The sequence below is a fragment of the Actinacidiphila oryziradicis genome (genome assembly GCF_005047355.1).
Lineage (GTDB): Bacteria > Actinomycetota > Actinomycetes > Streptomycetales > Streptomycetaceae > Actinacidiphila > Actinacidiphila oryziradicis.
This window is the reverse complement of record NZ_SUMC01000004.1, coordinates 134,461-152,612: the sequence shown is the minus strand read 5'-3', so window position 1 is coordinate 152,612 and position 18,152 is coordinate 134,461. Positions and strand designations below refer to the sequence as shown.

17 protein-coding genes and 1 pseudogene are annotated in these 18,152 nt (G+C 70.9%); 6 read left to right on the top strand and 12 right to left on the bottom strand.

Annotated elements, in window-relative coordinates; translation table 11 throughout:
• Window positions 1-10: 10 nt before the first annotated feature.
• From FCI23_RS06270 to FCI23_RS06245, 7 genes are all read right to left on the bottom strand, one after another.
• Entirely contained in the window at window positions 11-1,192 is a 1,182-nt protein-coding gene (locus tag FCI23_RS06270; protein ID WP_136722442.1) for an acetylornithine transaminase, read from the bottom strand.
• Entirely contained in the window at window positions 1,192-2,109 is a 918-nt protein-coding gene (argB, locus tag FCI23_RS06265; RefSeq protein WP_136722441.1) for an acetylglutamate kinase, read from the bottom strand. The genes FCI23_RS06270 and argB overlap by 1 nt, the downstream gene beginning before the upstream one ends.
• Complete coding sequence (argJ, locus tag FCI23_RS06260; RefSeq protein ID WP_136722440.1) at window positions 2,106-3,257, bottom strand: bifunctional glutamate N-acetyltransferase/amino-acid acetyltransferase ArgJ; 1,152 nt, start codon at window positions 3,255-3,257, stop codon at window positions 2,106-2,108. Before argJ ends, argB begins: the two co-directional genes overlap by 4 nt.
• On the bottom strand, window positions 3,254-3,403 hold the full coding sequence (locus FCI23_RS56175; RefSeq protein WP_169316694.1) for a hypothetical protein: 150 nt from the start codon (window positions 3,401-3,403) through the stop codon (window positions 3,254-3,256). The genes argJ and FCI23_RS56175 overlap by 4 nt, the downstream gene beginning before the upstream one ends.
• A complete protein-coding gene (gene argC / locus FCI23_RS06255) occupies window positions 3,400-4,428 on the bottom strand; it encodes an N-acetyl-gamma-glutamyl-phosphate reductase (RefSeq protein WP_136722439.1) in 1,029 nt (342 codons plus the stop codon). Before argC ends, FCI23_RS56175 begins: the two co-directional genes overlap by 4 nt.
• Before the next feature lie 108 nt (window positions 4,429-4,536).
• On the bottom strand, window positions 4,537-5,163 hold the full coding sequence (locus FCI23_RS06250; protein WP_136722438.1) for a hypothetical protein: 627 nt from the start codon (window positions 5,161-5,163) through the stop codon (window positions 4,537-4,539).
• A gap of 126 nt (window positions 5,164-5,289) precedes the next feature.
• The gene (locus FCI23_RS06245; RefSeq protein ID WP_136722437.1) at window positions 5,290-5,694 is read right to left on the bottom strand and encodes a DUF5997 family protein; all 405 of its coding nucleotides are present in this window, start codon (window positions 5,692-5,694) and stop codon (window positions 5,290-5,292) included.
• Between the two features lie 58 nt (window positions 5,695-5,752).
• On the opposite strand from FCI23_RS06245, the gene FCI23_RS06240 reads away from it, so the two are divergent.
• On the top strand, window positions 5,753-6,514 hold the full coding sequence (locus FCI23_RS06240) for a LysR family substrate-binding domain-containing protein (RefSeq protein WP_136722436.1): 762 nt from the start codon (window positions 5,753-5,755) through the stop codon (window positions 6,512-6,514).
• Between the two features lie 254 nt (window positions 6,515-6,768).
• On the opposite strand, the gene FCI23_RS06235 is transcribed toward FCI23_RS06240, so the two are convergent.
• The 3 genes from FCI23_RS06235 to FCI23_RS06225 form a co-directional block, all read right to left on the bottom strand.
• Window positions 6,769-7,836, bottom strand: coding sequence for an MFS transporter (locus FCI23_RS06235; protein WP_246143424.1), 1,068 nt, complete (start codon window positions 7,834-7,836; stop codon window positions 6,769-6,771).
• A 246-nt stretch (window positions 7,837-8,082) separates the two neighbouring features.
• Entirely contained in the window at window positions 8,083-8,691 is a 609-nt protein-coding gene (locus FCI23_RS06230; RefSeq protein ID WP_136722435.1) for a helix-turn-helix domain-containing protein, read from the bottom strand.
• Window positions 8,692-8,762: 71 nt separating this feature from the next.
• Window positions 8,763-9,917, bottom strand: a complete 1,155-nt coding sequence (locus FCI23_RS06225; RefSeq protein WP_136722434.1) for a methyltransferase — start codon at window positions 9,915-9,917, stop codon at window positions 8,763-8,765.
• A gap of 136 nt (window positions 9,918-10,053) precedes the next feature.
• Here FCI23_RS06225 and FCI23_RS06220 point away from each other — a divergent pair, with 136 nt between their 5' ends.
• The 4 genes and pseudogenes from FCI23_RS06220 (at window position 10,054) to FCI23_RS06205 (ending at window position 12,415) form a co-directional block, all read left to right on the top strand.
• Window positions 10,054-10,767 (top strand): 2OG-Fe(II) oxygenase, encoded by a 714-nt coding sequence (locus FCI23_RS06220; RefSeq protein WP_136722433.1) that lies wholly within the window; start codon window positions 10,054-10,056, stop codon window positions 10,765-10,767.
• Between the two features lie 156 nt (window positions 10,768-10,923).
• Window positions 10,924-11,583: an alpha-ketoglutarate-dependent dioxygenase AlkB family protein gene (locus tag FCI23_RS06215; protein WP_136722432.1), complete on the top strand. Its 660-nt coding sequence runs from the start codon at window positions 10,924-10,926 to the stop codon at window positions 11,581-11,583.
• Window positions 11,580-11,987 (top strand): annotated as a pseudogene (locus FCI23_RS59305) (SDR family NAD(P)-dependent oxidoreductase); the annotation flags it as partial. The gene FCI23_RS06215 and the pseudogene FCI23_RS59305, both read left to right, overlap by 4 nt.
• Window positions 11,988-12,211: 224 nt before the next feature.
• Entirely contained in the window at window positions 12,212-12,415 is a 204-nt protein-coding gene (locus tag FCI23_RS06205) for a DUF1918 domain-containing protein (protein WP_136722430.1), read from the top strand.
• 42 nt (window positions 12,416-12,457) lie between these two features.
• Here the strand turns inward: FCI23_RS06205 and FCI23_RS06200 are convergent, their stop codons facing one another.
• On the bottom strand, window positions 12,458-13,699 hold the full coding sequence (locus tag FCI23_RS06200; RefSeq protein ID WP_136722429.1) for a glycoside hydrolase family 10 protein: 1,242 nt from the start codon (window positions 13,697-13,699) through the stop codon (window positions 12,458-12,460).
• Between the two features lie 409 nt (window positions 13,700-14,108).
• Between FCI23_RS06200 and FCI23_RS06190 the strand changes: the two genes are divergently transcribed.
• On the top strand, window positions 14,109-14,969 hold the full coding sequence (locus FCI23_RS06190; RefSeq protein WP_136722427.1) for a 3-hydroxybutyryl-CoA dehydrogenase: 861 nt from the start codon (window positions 14,109-14,111) through the stop codon (window positions 14,967-14,969).
• Between the two features lie 5 nt (window positions 14,970-14,974).
• Here FCI23_RS06190 and FCI23_RS06185 read toward each other — a convergent pair whose 3' ends face one another.
• Complete coding sequence (locus FCI23_RS06185) at window positions 14,975-17,923, bottom strand: helix-turn-helix transcriptional regulator (RefSeq protein ID WP_136722426.1); 2,949 nt, start codon at window positions 17,921-17,923, stop codon at window positions 14,975-14,977.
• Between the last annotated feature and the right edge of the window lie 229 nt (window positions 17,924-18,152).

The window sequence follows — 18,152 nt, the reverse complement described above, 5'->3', positions numbered from 1 at the left end:
CGGATCGGGGTCATCGTGCTGTGGCTGCCTCGTCGAGGATGCCGGGGAGCGCCTGCAGGAACGTTTCGACCTCGGCGTCACCAAGGATCAGCGGAGGCGCGAGCCGTACGGTGCCTGGTACGGCGGCGTTCACCAGGAGTCCGGCGTCCTGAGCCGCCTTCTGTACCTGGGGGGCGAGCGGCTCGGTGAGCACGATACCCAGGAGGAGGCCGGAACCGCGCACGTGATCGACCAGGGGATGGCCGAGACCTTCGATGCCCTGGCGAAGCTTCTCGCCCTGGAGCTTGACGTTGTCGAGAATGCCGTCAGCGGCGATGGTGTCCAGGACCGCGAGGGCGGCGGCGCAGGAGACGGGGTTGCCGCCGAAGGTGGTGCCGTGCTGACCCGGGGTCAGCAGCCCGGCCGCCGCGCCGAAGGCGATGGTGGCACCGATGGGGAGGCCGCCGCCGAGGCCCTTGGCGAGGGTGACGACATCGGGCTCGACGCCCTGGGCCTGGTGCTCGAACCAGTGGCCGGTGCGGCCGATACCGGTCTGGACCTCGTCGAGGACGAGGAGGGCGCCGGTGGCGCGGGTGATCTCGCGGGCGGCGGCGAGGTAGCCGGCGGGGGGCACGATGACGCCGTTCTCGCCCTGGATGGGCTCCAGGATGACGAGGGCGGTGTCGGTGGTGACCGCGGCGCGCAGAGCGTCCACGTCACCGAACGGGACATGGGTGACGTCGCCGGGGAGGGGATGGAAGGCGGCCTGCTTGGCGGGCTGGCCGGTGAGGGCGAGGGAGCCCATGGTGCGGCCGTGGAAGGCGCCCTCGGTGGCGACCATGTGGGTACGGCCGGTGAGCCGGCCGATCTTGAACGCGGCCTCGTTGGCCTCGGCGCCGGAGTTGGAGAAGAAGACCCGGCCGGGCCGGCCGGAGAGCTGGAGCAGCCGCTCGGCGAGGGCGACGGTGGGTTCGGCGATGAAGAAGTTGGAGATGTGGCCGAGCTTGGCGACCTGCTCGGAGACCGCGGTCACGACGGCGGGGTGGCCGGTGCCGAGGGCGTTGACCGCGATGCCGCCGAGGAAGTCGAGGTAGGCCTTGCCGTCGGCATCCCAGAGCTTGACGCCCTCGCCACGGACGAGGGGAAGCCTCGGAGTGCCGTAGTTCTCCATCAGGGAGCCCTGCCAGCGCTGGGTGAACTCCTGGTTGGTCATCACTCGGCCCCTTCTACTACGGCGTCCGGCACGACCATCGTGCCGATCCCGTCATCGGTGAAAATCTCCAGCAGAATGCAGTGCTGGACCCGGCCGTCGAGGACCCGGGCGGTGGAAACTCCGTTGCGCACGGCGTGCAGGCAGCCCTCCATCTTGGGCACCATGCCGCTGGCCAGCTCGGGCAGCAGCTTCTCCAGCTCGCTGGCGGTGAGCTGGCTGATCACTTCGTCGCTGTCGGGCCAGTCGGCGTAGAGGCCTTCCACATCCGTGAGTACGACGAGCATCTCGGCGTCCAGTGCGGCCGCGAGCGCGGCTGCGGCGGTGTCGGCATTGACGTTGTACACGTGGCCGTCGTCGGCACTACGGGCGATGGAGGAGACCACCGGAATGCGGCCGTCGTCGAGCAGGGCCTGGATGGCGCCCGCGTCGACCGCGGTGATCTCGCCGACCCGGCCGATGTCGACCTGCTCGCCGTCGACGGTCGCGTAGTGCTTGACGGCCGTCATGGTGTGCGCGTCCTCGCCGGTCATGCCTACGGCGAAGGGGCCGTGCTGGTTGAGCAGCCCGACGAGGTCGCGCTGGACCTGCCCGGCGAGCACCATCCTTACGATGTCCATGGTCTCCGGGGTGGTGACGCGCAGCCCTGCGGTGAAGGACGACTCGATGCCGAGCCGGTCGAGGTGGGCGTTGATCTGCGGGCCGCCACCGTGCACGATGACCGGCTTGAGGCCGGCGTGGTGCAGGAAGATGACGTCCTGGGCGAAGGCAGCTTTCAGCGCCTCGTCGACCATGGCATTGCCGCCGAACTTTATGACGACGGTCTTGCCGTGGAAGCGGGTGAGCCAGGGCAGCGCCTCGACAAGGATGCGGGCCTTGGGTAGCGCTGTGTGGTTGCGGGCGGTGGGGCCAGAGGTCATGAGCTGTACGCGCTGTTCTCGTGGACGTACTCGGCGGTCAGGTCGTTGGTCCAGATGGTGGCGGTCGCGTCACCGGCGCTGAGGTCGGCGATGATGTGGATCTCGCGGTATCTCATGTCGACCAGGTCTCGGTCCTCACCGACGGCGCCGCCCTTGCAGACCCAGACTCCGTTGATGGCGACATTGAGCCGGTCGGGCTCGAAGGCGGCGGAGGTGGTGCCGATGGCGGAGAGGACGCGGCCCCAGTTGGGGTCCTCGCCGTGGAGAGCGCACTTGAGGAGGTTGTTGCGGGCGATGGAGCGGCCGACCTCGACGGCGTCGTCCTCGGTGACCGCGTTGATGACCTCGATCCTGATGTCCTTGGACGCGCCCTCGGCGTCGCCGATCAGCTGGCGGGCGAGATCCGCGCAGACCTTCTCCACGGCTGCGGCGAAGTCGTCATAGGCGGGAGCGGTCCCGGACGCTCCGGAGGCGAGCAGCAGCACTGTGTCGTTGGTCGACATGCAGCCGTCGGAGTCGGCCCGGTCGAAGGTCGTACGGGTGGCGGAGCGCAGCGCCTTGTCGAGCGTCACGGAGTCCAGATCGGCGTCGGTGGTGAGGACGACGAGCATCGTGGCGAGACCGGGCGCGAGCATCCCGGCGCCCTTGGCCATCCCCCCGACAGTCCAGCCCTCGCCCCCCACGACAGAGGTTTTGTGGATGCTGTCGGTGGTCTTGATGGCGATGGCGGCCTTCTCACCGCCGTGCTCCGACAGCTGCGCCACAGCCTTGTCGATGCCGGGCAGCAGCTTGTCCATCGGCAGCCTGATGCCGATCAGGCCGGTGGAGGCGACGGCGACCTCGCTGGCGTTGCCGCCGGTCGCCTCGGCGACCTTCTCAGCGGTCGCGTGGGTGTCCTGGAAGCCCAGCGGGCCGGTACAGGCGTTGGCGCCGCCGGAGTTGAGGACGACAGCCGAGATCTGACCGCCTCGCACCACCTGCTCGGACCAGACGACGGGCGCGGCCCTGACCCGGTTGGAGGTGAAGACACCCGCGGCGGCGAGCCGCGGGCCGTTGTTCACCACCAGGGCCAGGTCCGGGTTGCCGCCTGCCTTGATCCCGGCGGCGATCCCGGCCGCCGTGAATCCCTTTGCTGCGGTGACGCTCACGCTTTCTCCTCGTTCCGTTCGCTGTCTGCCCGGCGCTGAGGCGCGGGCGGCGTCCTGGTCTGCGGCCGGGCAGCCGCCGGGCGGGCTGCGGTGTCGCAGGGCACAGCCTTGGCCAGCAGCACGGCGAGCGCGCGGCGGGCGCTCACGGGGCCACTCCGCTCGTGGAAAGCCCCAGCTCCTCGGGGAGGCCGAGGGCTACGTTCATGCTCTGCACCGCGCCACCGGCGGTGCCCTTGGTGAGGTTGTCGATCGCGCTGATGGCGATGACGCGATTCGCGCTCTCGTCGTAGGCGACCTGGAGCTGTACGGCGTTGGAGCCGGTGACAGCGGCGGTGGACGGCCACCGGCCCTCGGGGAGCAGGTGGACGAACGGCTCGTCGGCGAAGGCCTTCTCGTACGCGGCTCGTACCTGGTCGCCGGTCACGCCGGGTTTGGCCTTGGCACTGCAGGTGGCGAGGATGCCGCGGGGCATCGGGACGAGGGTGGGAGTGAAGGAGACGGTGACCTTCTCCCCCGCGACGGCGGAGAGGTTCTGGCTCATCTCGGGGGTGTGCCGGTGGACGCCGCCGACACCGTACGGGCTGACGGAGCCCATCACCTCGCTGCCGAGCAGATGCGGCTTGAGCGCCTTCCCCGCACCGGAGGTGCCGGACGCGGCGACGATCACAGCCTCGGGCTCGGCGAGCCCGGCCGCGTACGCCGGGAAGAGGGCGAGGGAGACGCCGGTGGGGAAGCAGCCGGGGACCGCGATGCGCTTGGACCCCTCCAGCGCCGCCCGGGCGCCGGGCAGCTCGGGCAGGCCATAGGGCCAGGTGCCGGCGTGCGGAGAGCCGTAGAACTTCTCCCAGTCGGCGGCGGAGTGGAGGCGGAAGTCGGCGCCGCAGTCCACGATCAGGACGGCGTCGCCGAGCTGCTGGGCGACGGCGGCGGACTGGCCGTGCGGCAGGGCGAGGAAGACGACATCGTGCCCGGCGAGAACCTCGGCGGAGGTCGGCTCCAGGACCCGGCCGGCGAGCGGCAGCAGGTGCGGTTGGAGCCCACCCAGCTCCTGGCCTACGTTGGAGTTGCCGGTGAGTGCGCCGATCTCGATCTCGGGGTGGGCGAGCAGAATTCGCAGGACTTCGCCGCCCGCGTACCCGCTCGCCCCTGCCACCGCTACCCGGAATACCATCGAATCCTCCTCGTCGATGGCATGACTATACGGTGAGTCGAAGTTTTATGCAATGAATAGAGGTGGCGGCCGGTTCGTGTGTTGAGGCTGAGCGGCTGAGTTGGCCCTTTAGTGCTTGAGCTGGCCCGGCCGAGCGTCGTTGTTGGCCCGCTGCGACTTTTCGAGATAGGTGACACCTGGTCTTGGTGGTTGACACCACCCTGGGAAACGCCGAAGCCGTACCGGTGAGCCGGGACACGATAGGTGGAACCTGGCCACGCATAGTGGCCAGCCAGGGGCCCTGGTCAGCCCAGCACCTTCAGTGTCATCTACCCCGAAAAGTCGCACCCGCTCAGTCCTGGCCTCCCGAGCGGGAACGGCTCCGGCTTCGATGTCTGCGGCGAACTGGCGAGCGTAATCGATGAGTGCTTTCCGCAGGTCAGCGTAGTGACGCATCGGATCGCGGGTGAGCTGGAACCATGTGGTGTTCCGGCGTCGCGCCCAGTCTTGCTGGATGTCCAGTGGCTGCTCGGCTTCGATGGTGCGAGGCGCGAACAGGTGCTCACCACGCGTGACGTGGACCCAGAGGGACGCGTCCTGGCGCGTGCGATCGTCGAGGACGGGTTGCTTGCCGTGCGGAGGCTCCAGCCGGCTGGTCAGTTCCTGCCAGGTGCTGGGGTCGAGGGACCAGCCGCGGAGGGCTTCGCGGCGGTACTGGTAGTCGATGAGTCCGTCGGCTCGGACCGGCTGCGCCATCACCGACAAGGTCCTGGACGGAATGGCCGCACGGCAGAACCGGCCACGCGGCCCGGTGCCACGGGCAAGGCGCTTCAGGCTGTCTCTGTCGACGAACTCGGACTCGGCATCGTCGGGGGACAGAGGTCAGGAACGCGGTCGGCGGGATTGATCGCCTCGCGCCGCGTTCTTCTCCTTGATGCGCACCGCTTCTTTCCTGACCTCGGCCTGGGTGGCGCGCTCCTGCTGCAGCCACTCGGGACTGTCCCTCTTCAACGCGTCGATCTGCTCCGTAGTGAGGGCGTCTGTGACTCCGCCGCGCGCGAGACCCGCGATGGAGATTCCGAGCTTCGCCGCGACCACCGGCCGAGGATGCGGGCCGTTGCGTCGCAGTTCCAGCAGCCACTCGGGCGGATCGGCCTGCAGCGCACTCAATTCGTTGCGCGAAACGACACTGTCCTGGAACTCGGCGGGGGTGGCCTCAAGGTACACACCCAGCTTCTTCGCCGCGGTTGCGGGCTTCATCGTCTGGATGGTCTGGTGCGACGTCATGGTCTCAAGAGTATCGAGCGTGTGCGATACCTCCGACCACGGCCGGTAATCTGGCGGAGTGACAGGCTCGGAAGCATCCCCTTCATTCCGGCTCGCGTATGTCCCGGGTGTCACGCCCACCAAGTGGGTGCGGACCTGGAACGAGCGGCTGCCCGACGTCCCACTGACCCTCATCGCGATGTCCGCCGCCGAAGCATCCGACGTATTGCTGGGTGGGGGCGCCGACGCGGGTTTCGTGCGGTTGCCGGTCGACCGGACGGACCTCAGCGCGATCCCCCTCTACACCGAGACGACGGTGGTCGTGATCCCGAAGGACCACATCGTTGCGGCGGTCGACGAGGTGTCCGCCGAGGATCTCGCCGACGACGTCGTGCTGCATCCTCTCGACGACACCCTCGAATGGGAGCGCCGGCCGGGACTGCCCGCGATCGAGCGCCCCGCCACGACGGCGGACGCCGTCGAACTGGTGGCGGCAGGAGTGGGACTACTCGTCGTCCCGCAGTCACTCGCCCGCCTGCACCACCGCAAGGACCTCACGTACCGGCCGGTCTCGGACGCCCCCGAGTCACGCATCGCGCTGTCATGGCCGCAGGACAAAACCACCGAGCTGGTGGAGGAATTCATCGGGATCGTCCGCGGGCGGACCGTCAACAGCACACGGGGACGCGCCCCAACCCCGGCACAGCCGAAAACCAAGCGTCCCGACACGGGCGGCGCACAGCGGAAACCCGCAGCCGGCAAGTCGGCCGGCAAGAGCCCACGGGGCGGTTCCGGTGGCCCCAAAGGCGGCAAGCGCGGCGAGTCTCGCCGCCGGTCGTAGCCCCGACGGCGCGACCCCGAGCCGGCGCCCGTCCGGCTGCGGGACCACCCCGGGACGCGCCGTGCCCTCGGCCCGCTCGGCCGCGCCTACGGACTGAGGGTGGCGTTGTGGCGTGGGTGCACGCGCTGACAGGCGTTGATCCGGCGCTGGCATCGCTTGTAGTGGCTCGCACGAGCCGGATACCGAGCGCGTGACCTGGGCGGGGGCTCCTCCCAGGAGGCGGGCGAGGCCGAACCTGGCCGACCGCTTGCGATTCAGTGGTGTGCTGGTTGGTTGTCGGCGGCCGCGTCGCCTGTCCCGGTCGGGTTGTGCGGGGTCAGAGCGTGTATGCGCGGTATCGGTGAGGGCAGTAGCCAGAGCAGCGACAGCGCTCCGCCGATGGCTGCGACGAGCAGGGTTGCCCGGAGACCGACGAGGGTGGCGAGCAGGCCGCCGACGATGGCGCCGACGGGGCGTATCCCGTAGTTCACGGTGCTGTAGGCGCCGGCCACGCGACTGCGCATGCCGTCAGGGATCACCGCGGCTTGCAGGGAGTTGAGGTTGACGTCGAAAAGCATGACGCCGATGCCGGAAAGGAACTCGGCCCCGGCCAGCGCCCCGAGACGGGCCCAGACAGGGCCGCCCGCAGCAGCGGCGATGGCGATGGGGGCCGGGAACAGCACGGCGCCCACGGCGATGCTGCGTCCTACCCCTATCTGTCGCGAGATCTTCGGGGCCATCACCGCGCCGAGGAGAGCGCCGGTCGATCCGACGCCGAACGCGAGTCCGATGGCTCCCGCGGTCAGCCCGAGGTGGCGGCTGGCGAACAGCACGACCAGTCCGCTGCCGGAGACGAAGGTAAAGAAGTTGACGGTCGTCGCGCAGCCGAGGCCGGCCCGCAGCACCGGATGACGAACCACGAACACCAGTCCCTCTCGGGCACGCTGCAGCAGCGACCGCTCCGGCGCGTCAGCGGTGGCGGCGGCGGTCGGTGGTTCGTGGATCGGGATCGGTCCGACCAGGAGTGCGGATACCACGAAGGACAAGGCGTCGGCGACGACGGCGACCGGCGCGGTGAGGGCCTGGACGAGAGCACCGCCGATGGCAGGGCCGGCGACATAGGACGCGGACCGGCTGGCGTTGAGCTTGCTGTTCGCGTCGACGTAGGACGAGCGCGGCACGAGGTGAGCGAAGAAGGGCGGATAGGCGGTGTTGAACAGCACCCCTGCGGCGCCGGTCAGCAATGCCACCGCATACAGCTGGCCGAGCGTCACGGTCCCTGAGAGGTACGCGGCCGGCAGAGTCAGCAGTACGCAGGCACGTATCAGATCGGCGAGAACCATCAGGCGGCGTTTGGGTCCGCTGATCGACCCAGGCCCCCAGGACGATTGCGAGCAGGTTCGGCGTCCAGATGAGCGCGGTCAGCCATGCCACCTGGTTGGCCGACGCATGCAACGCCCCTACGGCGATCAGGGGCAGGGCGAGCTCGGAGATCCGGTCACCGAACTGCGAGACCGACTGACCTGCCCAGAAGCGAACGAACCGTCGATCGCACCAGAGCGATAACGGGGCGATCTCCTCCGGGGCGCTCACGGCGTCTCTCCCGTCCGCTCGTCGGCGCTCTCCGGCAGGGCATAACGCACCAGCCGGACACCGCGGCTGCCGGCGGGCCGCCGGGACGGGTCACGCGTCACGTAGGGCGCGATCACGCTCTCGATCGCGTCGTCGATGGCGGCGAGCTCCTCGGCGGACACGACGACGCGGGTGTTGGCCACAGTGGCGAGCCTGCGCCAGACCGGATCGAGTCCGGGCTCGACCTCGGCCACCCAGCGATGCGGCAGGTCCGCGGAGCGCAGGAACATCTCCCGGGACAGCACCCGCGCCGCCGACCGGCCCTCCTCGTCAGCAGGGTCCGCAGGCACCTCGAACCGGAAGCCGCGCGCCACGGCCTCCCACCGCCGCTGCCGGCGATCCGGTCCGGACTCGGCGTCACGGACCAGCCCGAAGCCCGCCAGATGCCGTAGATGCCAACTGGTCACCGACGGGGTCGCTCCCACATCAGGTGCGAGCTGCGTCGCGGTCGCCGGCCCGTGCCGCTGCAGGCGTTCGAGGATCGACAGTCGCACGGGATGCGCCAGTGCCCGCATCGTCTTCGGATCGGTGATTTCGAGATCGCCCAGGCGATTACCGGAGTCCATGACGTGAGAGTATTCTCTCATAATATGTGAGAGTCGACTCTCAGACCGATGGTCCCAGGGCCGCTGTTCGGTCACCGCCTGACGGCGCGCAGGATGACGAACTTCGGGTCGCTCGCGGCGACCTCACAATTGCCGAAGATCCGGCGCAGCTTCACGTGGTATCCGAGGTGCCGGTTGCCGACGACCCACAGCTCGCCGCCGGGGCGTAGCGCGTCGCGCGAGCCGGTGAACATGCGCCAGGCCGTCGCGTCGGTCGTCGCCCGGTGGGTGTGAAACGGCGGATTGTTCAGTACCAGGTCCACCGTCCCGGCCGGTACGCCCGACAGGCCGTCGCCCACCACGAACTCCGCCGTGGTGTCCGCGCCGGCGTTCAGCCGGAACGTGGCCTCCGCCGACGCCGCCGCCTGGTAGGACTCGTCGACGAACATCACCTCGGCTTCGGGGTTGGCCAGCGCCGCGGCCGTTCCGATCACCCCGTTGCCGCATCCCAGGTCCACGATCCGCTCGGGGCCGTGGCGCCGCGGAAGGTTTCGCAGGAAGAACCTGGTGCCGATGTCGAGTCGTTCGGCGCAGAAGATACCCGCGTGGTTGGTGACCGTCAGGCCCGAGACCGCTCCGACGTCGCCGGGCAGCTCGTAGCGGCGCGGCCACGGGCTGGCGACCCGGGCGAGCCGAAGGTCCGGCGAGCAGAAGATGAGCCGTGCCTTCTTCGCCGCCAGCGAGGTGCGGGTCGGCCCGAGGATCCGTTCGAACAGCTTCAGCGTCGAGGTGTGGATCTCGGTGACCATCCCGGTGCCGACGATGACGGTGCCCGCGTGAACAAGGGGTGCGAGGCGATGCAGCTGGTCCTCCAGGAGCGCGAGGCTCTTGGGTACTCGGATCAGCAGCACGTCGATCCGGTCCGGCGGGTTGTCCCTGCTCGACAGGAGCCGCACTTTCTCCGCGTCGATCCCGTTGCGCCGCAGGTTCACCCGGGTCGCCGCCTGGGTGAGGAAGGAGTCGGTGATCTGCACGGGGCGGCAGTCGGCGATCGCGGTGACCAGAGCCCCCCACCGGTCGCCCATGACGACGACGGTGCCGGACAGGTCCACCGGCTCGGCATCGATTCCCTGGAGATGCCGCAGCAGGTACTCGTCGGCAGCGTCCCAGGCGCGAAGCCTGTCGCGAGGGTCCTCGGGGTAGCGGGCGAGGTCGAACTTGCCCGATGACGTCGTGAAACAGTTCATTGTGCCCTCAGGCTAGCCGTCGCTCTCAAGGGCCGACGAGCGCCGGAGCCACAGACACGGCAACCCGCCTGCCGGTGCGAACGCGATGTCCGATTCACGCCAGCTCTCGCGACGGATCCGGACCAGACTCGGCGCCATGAACCACCCCGCCACCAAAAGCCGCCCGGCGGCCGACTGGACCGCCCTGGCCGCCGAGGTCAACGACTACGGGTGCGCCCTCACCGGCCCTGTCCTGACCCCGGCGCAGTGCCGGAGCGTCGCGGAGCTGTACGACAAGGCCGAGCTGTTCCGCTCCACCATCGACATGGCCCGCTACCGCTTCGGCTCCGGCCAGTACCGCTACTTCGACAGTCCGTTCCCCAGGCCGATCGCGGAGCTGCGCGAGGCCTTCTACCCGCGCCTGCTGCCCATCGCCCGGGACTGGGCCGACAAGCTCGGGCAGCCCGCTCCCTGGCCGGACACCCTTCAGGAATGGCTGGACATGTGCCACGAGGCCGGGCAGACCAGGCCGACCCCGATCCTGCTGCGCTACGGAGAAGGGGACTGGAACGCCCTCCACCGCGACCTGTACGGCGACCTGGTCTTCCCTCTTCAGGTCGTCATCGGCCTCGACGAGCCCGGCGCGGACTACGCCGGTGGCGAGTTCCTGCTCGTGGAACAGCGCCCCCGGGCCCAGTCCCGGGGCACCGTGACCTTGCTGCCGCAGGGCCATGGCCTGATCTTCACCACCCGCGACCGCCCCGTACGGTCGGCACGCGGTTGGTCGGCCTCCCCCGTCCGCCACGGGGTCAGCACGGTGCGTTCCGGAACCCGCCGTACCCTGGGCCTGGTCTTCCACGACGCCGCCTGACGCACACCCTGACCGGGGCCGCTCGGCGGATGCCGCCGCGGGCGGTGTGGCTGCCCGAGAATGACGCGCGACGGAAAGCGGCACGAGAATGCACGGCATGAACCCGACCCGCGACCGGGTCGCCCACCGCCTGCCCGCGAACGGGAGGTGCCTGACATGGCGGCGCTGATCCCCCGGCCCCGGATGCGGCCCGCCCCCGGCGCCGTCCACGTCCCCGGCTGGCTCACCCCGGACCAGCAGCGGGAGCTGGTCGCCGCCTGCCGTGGCTGGGCCTCCGGCCCGGTCCCGATCCGGCACACCAGGCTGCCCCGGGGCGGCGTCATGTCGGTGCAGACCGTCTGCATCGGATGGCATTGGCAGCCGTACACGTACACACGCACCGCCGGCGACGTGAACGGCCGCCGGGTCGCCGGCTTCCCCGACTGGATGGTCGGCCTCGGCCGCCGCGCCCTGGCCGACGCGTACGAGGACCCGGCCGCCGGCGACGGCTACACCCCGGACACCGCGCTGATCAACTTCTACGACGGCCAGGCCAAGCTCGGCATGCACCAGGACAAGGACGAGCAGTCCGGCGACCCGGTCGTCTCGCTGAGCATCGGCGACACCTGCGTCTTCCGCTTCGGCAACACCGAAAGCCGTAACCGGCCCTACACCGACATCGAGCTCGCCTCCGGCGACCTCTTCGTCTTCGGTGGCCCCTCCCGCTTCGCTTACCACGGCGTCCCCAGAGTTCTCCCGGGCACCGGCGACCCCGCCACCGGCCTGGCCTCCGGCCGCCTCAACATCACCATGCGCGTCACCGGGCTGAAGGGATAAGGCCGAGAGCGCCGGCCGGCCAACGAGCGGGGGGGGCGTTCACGGGTGCGAACTGCGGTGTCGGCCTGGCGACCGCTCACGCCCTGGCCGATGCGGGGGCCCGCGTCGTCCTGGCCGTACGGGACGTCCGCAAGGGCGAGCAGGCCGCTTCCGCCGTCCACGGTCACACCGAGGTGCGCCCACTGGACCTGTCCGGCCTCGAGTCGGTCCGCCGCGTCGAGCAAACCTGGAGCGGCAGCCTCGAGGTGCTGATCAACAACGCGGGAGTCATGGCCACACCGCTCCGGCGCACCCAGCAGGGCTTCGAGCTTCAGATCGGCACCAACCATCTCGGCCATTTCGCGCTGAACAATCTGCTGCTGCCCATCCGCGACCGCGTCGTCACCATCTCGTCCAACGCCCACAATGCGGGCAGCATCGCCTGTCAATGCGTGAACCCCCGCCCCAACGGATTCTCGACGCGGGTGATCGAACAAGGTGGGGGCCGCCGCCGCTCCCTCGCCATGAGCGACGATCGCAGTGGGGGATCGCAATTTTGTACGCCTCCGGGGCTGCGACAGCCGCGGCTCCTCCATAGGATTGATGCAGAGCGGGGGGTCAGTCCACTCCGGGCAGGAGGGCACCTCTGATGCACGCGACCAAGGGCGACGGGCTGCTTGTGCACGGCCGCATCGTCGGGCAGCACGACCACGTCGTCGAAATCGTAGAAGTCATAGGCGATCAGGGCGAACCGCCGTACCGCGTGCGGTACGGCGACGGGCACGAGACGGTAATGACGCCGGGCCCGGATTGCGTCGTCCAGCACAAGGCGGGGACACCGACGATCACTTGACCGAGGTGCCGCCGCAGGGCGAGGGGAGGCCGGTTTTCGTCCTCAGACGCCGGCTGGCCTTGCCTCGCGCGCGCCGTAGTGGTCGGCCACGACCCTGCTCATCGCGCCGATCGGGTCGGCCACCACATCCTTCGCGGCGAAGAAGATATTGCCGCCGACCTGCGGGTAGTCCCGGTCGAAGGCGAGGTGGCGGGAGAGCTCAGCCGGATCCTGCCACGCCGCGGGCTGGCCGGCGGCGCCGGCCTTGTAGAGGGCCTCGCCGATGTAGAGGCGGACGCCGGTGCCGTGGACGGTCCGTGCCCACCAGGGGATGAGTTCGGCGTAGTCGGCGGCGGCGAAGCCGATGTTCCAGTAGACCTGCGGAGCGATGTAGTCGATCCATCCCTCCCGGACCCATTTGCGGGTGTCGGCGTGCAGGTCGTCGTAGGTCTGGACACCGGCGCGGGTGTCCGAGCCGAGCGGATCGGTGGCGCGGTTGCGCCAGACTGCGAAGGGGCTGATACCGAAGCGGGTGCGGGGGCGGATCCGCTTGAGCCGGGCGGCGGTCTCGCGGACCAGCAGATCGGTGTTGTTACGCCGCCAGGCCGCACGGTCGGGGAAGCCGGTGCCGTAGCGGGCGTATGCGTCGTCGTCGGCGAAGGCCTGACCGGCCACCGGATAGGGGTAGAAGTAGTCGTCCCAGTGAACGGCGTCGATGTCATAGCGCTTTACGGCGTCGAGCATCGCGTCCTGGACGAAGCGGCGGACCTCGGGTAGACCCGGGTTGTAGTACAGCTTGCCGCCGTACGGGACGACCCAGTCGGGATGGAGCCTCGCGGGGTGGCCGGCGGCCAGCCGGGCGGGGTCGGTGTTGTTCGCGACGCGGTACGGGTTGAACCAGGCGTGCAGCTCCAGGCCGCGCCGGTGCGCCTCGCGGACGGCGGTGCCCAGCGGGTCCCAGCCCGGGTCCTCGCCCTGCGTGCCGGTGAGGTATTCGGACCAGGGTTCGTAGGGTGACGGCCACAGCGCGTCGGCGGTGGGGCGGACCTGGAGGACCACAGCGTTGAGCCGGCGCCCGACTGCGGCGTCGAGGAAGTCGAGCAGTTCCTGCCGCTGGCGGGTGGCGGAGAGACCGCGGGTTGAGGGCCAGTCGCGGTTGGACACGGTCGCGATCCACATGCCGCGCAGCTGCTCGGGCCCGGCTACGGGGGCCGGGGCGGCGGCGAGGGTGTCGCCGGACGCCAGCATCGTGGTGACCGCCCCCGCGGCGGCCGCCGCGAAGACCCTGCGCGTGATCTGGCCCATGTGTTCCCCCTGGTGACCGTACTGGCCGTGCCAACCGTGCCGCTGACCGTGCGTCAGCCCTGTCGATGATGAGGCGTCCGGCCGCGCCGGGGCAATCCTCCCCGGCGCTACGGCGTGTCCCCCGCCAGAGGGCCCGCACTCTTCTCGCCTGCGCAGGCGGCGGCGCCTACCGCTGGGAGCGGACCGGTAAGCAGTGGACACCGCTCACCGACGCCGGGGCCGCCGTCTCCCTCGGCTTCACCGGCAGCCGGTCCGGCACCAACGGCGGGCCCACGGCGTTCACGCTCAACGGCTCCGCCTGCACCGTTACGCAGAACCGGCGCCTTTTCCCGGAGGACCGGGCACATCCGGTCGTCCGTCATCACGGGTGTACTGTCGCTGACGGACATCTGCAGGAAGAGGCAAGGCGTTGAACGACATCCAGTACGTCGGGGTAGTGGGCTGCGGCCTGATGGGCGCCGGCATAGCGGAGGTGTGCGCCCGCTCCGGACTGGACGTGAAGGTCGCGGAGACCACCGGCGAGGCGCTGGAACTGGGCCGTAGCCGGTTGACGAACTCACTCGGCAAGGCCGCCGAACGCGGCAAGATCAGCGAGGCGGAGCGGGACTCGACGCTCGCCCGGCTGAGCTTCACCACCGACCTCGGCGAGTTCGCCGACCGGGACCTGGTCATCGAGGCCGTCGTGGAGAGCGAGCAGGTCAAGACCGAGATATTCCAGGTGCTCGACCAGGTGGTGACCCGCCCGGACGCGATCCTGGCCTCCAACACCTCCTCCATCCCCCTGGTGAAGCTCGCGGTCGCCACCTCCCGCCCCGGCCAGGTGCTGGGTATCCATTTCTTCAACCCGGCGCCGGTCCAGCAGCTCGTCGAGCTGATCCCCGCGCTCACCACCGGCGACCAGACGCTGCTGCGCGCCGAGAAGCTCGTCACCGATGTGCTGGGCAAGCACGCCATCCGCGCCCAGGACCGCTCCGGTTTTGTCGTCAACGCGCTGCTCATCCCGTATCTGCTTTCCTCGATCCGGATGTTCGAGTCCGGCATCGCCAGCCGCGAGGACATCGACAACGGCATGGAGCTCGGCTGCGCCCACCCGATGGGCCCGCTGAAGCTCTCCGACCTGATCGGCCTGGACACCGTCGCCTCGGTCGCCTTCAGCATGTACGAGGAGTACAAGGAGCCGCTGTACGCCGCTCCCCCGCTGCTCCTGCGCATGGTCGACGCGGGGCGGCTCGGCCGTAAGAGCGGCCACGGCTTCTACGACTACAGCTGATACGACTACAGCCGGCGTACGTCCAACGGGCGATGGAGCCGGATCCCCAGATCCTGGTCCACCGTCACCACGGCGGCCGGCGTTGCCGCGTCGTCCACCTCGGCGGGTGCGAAACCGCTGCTGGAGGCGATGACGGCCGCCGCCATCGTGTGGGCCAGGGCGGTGCGTGAGCGCACCCCGAATTTCCGGTAGATCCGCGACAGCGTCCCTTCCACCGTCTTGACGCTGATGAACAGCTCGGCGGCAACCTCCCGGTTGGTGGCCCCGCCGCCGACCAGCTGGGCCACCCGCTGCTCGCTGGCCGTCAATTCGGGGCCGCCCCCGCCGCCGCGCTCCATCGCGTCGAGCCGGGCGATCTCCTCCCGGGCCTTGGCCGCCAACGGCTCCGCCCCGGCGGCCGAGCAGATCGCCAGCGCCTCCGCGAGAGCGGCCCGGGCCACCGTGCGGCGGCGCGAACGGCGCTCGACCGCGCCGAGGGCGATGAGCGTACGTGCCAGATCCACCGGGAGCGGCAGCCTGCGCAGCCGGTCGGCCGCTGCCTGCAACCGGGACACGCCCTTCTTCGCCCGGCCGACGGCGGCCTCCCGGAGCCCTTCCGCGCATTCCAGCGCTGCCAGCACGCTGGCCGGGGTCTGCCGGGTCGTCCGCCGGTGGGCCGCCTGCAGCACCTCCGCCGCCGCCTCCGTCTCCCCCAGCGTCACCAACGCCTCCGCCAGGTCGGCGTACCAGCGCAGCAGCGCGGGATCGGCGATGCCCATCTCCTCGCCCATCAACCGGACCCGCTGCAACGCCTCGACCGCAGCCGACACCCCCTGGGTGCCCCCGGCCAGCAACTGCGCCTGGCCCAGTACCGCCAGGGCGCGCAGCAGGAAGAGCCGGTCCCCGTCGGCCTCGCACGCGTCCACCGCCCGCCGGGCCAGCCGCAGCGCCTCCGGCACGGATCCGCCCGCCGTCTCCGCCAGCGCGGCCGCGTACAGGGCGGGCGGGGACGCGCTGCCCGCCTCGGCCGGCAGCCCGGCGCAGCGGGCGGCGCTCTCCATGGCCTCCCCGCAGCGTCCGGCCCGGACCTGGATGCGGGTGAGCGCCACGAGGGTGGCGACGCTCTCCTCGACGCCCGCGTACTCGGCGATCCTCGTGAGGAGTTCGGCGACCTCCTCCTGCGCGTCGACCACCCGGTCGGCTTCGGCGGCGAGGAGGGCGCCGGTGCGGATCAGGCCCCAGGCCGCGGGGCTCGCGTCGGTGTTTTCCGCGTGTGCGCTTTCCTCGCGGGCACGTCGCGCCGGGCCCAGGAGCGCCAGCGCCTCGCGCAGCGCGCTGTCGGCGGCGGCGAGATCGCCGTGCAGGGCGCGCAGCCGGGCCAGCAGGGCCAGGGCGGCGATGCGGGTGTGGGCGGCTGCGGGCCCCGCGAGGCGGGCCTGGTCGGCGGAGCGGCGGGCGTGGTCGGCGGCCCGGGCGGGCTCGCCGCCGAGCAGATCGCGGACGGCGGCCCAGTGGTGAAGGCGCGCCTCCAGCGCGGGGTCCCCGGCTGCGTCCCGCAGGCCGGCCTCGATGAGCCGCTGGGTGCCGCCGAGGGCCTGACCGGCGTTGCTGAGGAGGATGAGTCTGGCCCGCACGCGCTGCCGGGCGGAGCCGGACTCGCCGAGGACCCTGTCGGCCATCCGGCCCGCGTCCTCCCTGAGCCCGGCGTCGCAGGCGTACTCCGCGGCGGCCAGCAGCCGGTCGGCGCGGTCCTCGGGGCGGTCCTGCGGGGTGCGGCCGGCGGCGAGTTCGGCGAGTTCGGCGGCGGTGCCGGGGGCTCCCCGCTGCCGGGCGGACCCGGCGGCCGCGATGAGGGTCGCGGCGGTCGTCTCGTCCTCGTGCGGGCGGGCGAGTGCGAGGTGGCGGGCCTGCTCCACGGGTTCCGTGACCGCGCCGGCCAGCAGCTCATGCGCCTCGCGGCGACTGTGCTCCGGGGCGTCGGCATATACGGCCGCCCGGATGAGCGGGTGCCGGAACCGTACGGCGCCCTCGGCGTCAGCCACCGCGACCCCGAGCACTTCCGCGACCCGCAGGTCCCGCGCCGGGTCCGGCACCCCGACGGCCCGCAGCAGCGTGAGCGTCGGCCGGGCGGCGGCCCCCGCGACCAGCAATGTGCGCCGGGCGGATGCCGGCAGCCGCCGGACCCGGTCGAGCAACAGGGTACGCAGCCGGCGCGGCACCGGCAGCGGTCCGCCGGGGGACGCCGGCATACCGTCGCGCACGATCGCCCTGCCGAGTTCGAGCGCGTACAGCGGATTGCCCGCGGCTGTCCGCTGGACGGCCTGCACCGCCGGCGGCGGCAGCCCTACGCCGGTGTCGCTCAGCAGGAGTTCGGCGACCTCGCGGTCGGGCAGCGGCGGTACGGCGATCTCCACCGTGCCCGGCGGGCAGCAGCTCAGCCGGCCCGGCTGCTCGCCCTCCGGAACCCGCTCCGCCGCCACCAGCCGCACTCCGGGCGGGCCCGGCTCCCCGAGGCGGCGCACCGCGAACGCCAGCACCTGCGCGCTGGGGTCGTCGAGCCACTGCAGGTCATCGATGGCGAGCAGTACGGGCCCGGCAGCGGCGAGCGCCCGCAGCGCCTCCAGTACCGCGATCCGCACCGCCAGCCGGCTCTGCGCGCCCCCCGGTTCACGCCCACGGAGCAGCGCCGCTCGCAGTGCCGCCCTGGGTTCGGTGGGCAGCCCGTCCACGTACTCCTCCGGTACCCCCGCGAACAGGTCGATCAGGCCCACGAACGGCAGCTTCGCGTCCTCTTCCGCCGGCGAGCATCGCAGCACCGTGCAGTCCGGCGGGGTTCCATCCTCCAATGCGGCGATCAGGGTGGATTTGCCGATCCCCGCCGGCCCGTATAACAGCACGCCAGGAGCGGCGCCGAGTTGTTGCCGGGCTTGGTCGAGCAGTTCTCGGCGCCCGATCAGGGAGACCAGGGACGACATGTGCACATGACAACGTCAGCGCTGCGCGTTGTCAATGACGCCGGTCACCCACCAGGGCGCCCGTTGGCGTCTGCGGCGTTTCCCCCTCCCCGCCACTTCCCGACCGCGTCCGATTTGCGGCTGGCGCCGCGTGGGGGGCTCCGCCCCGGACTCGCCTCCTACGCCCTGGCGGGCGTGGGAGGGACCCACCCAGTCCTCAAACGCCGGACGGGCTGGATGGTTACCGGGT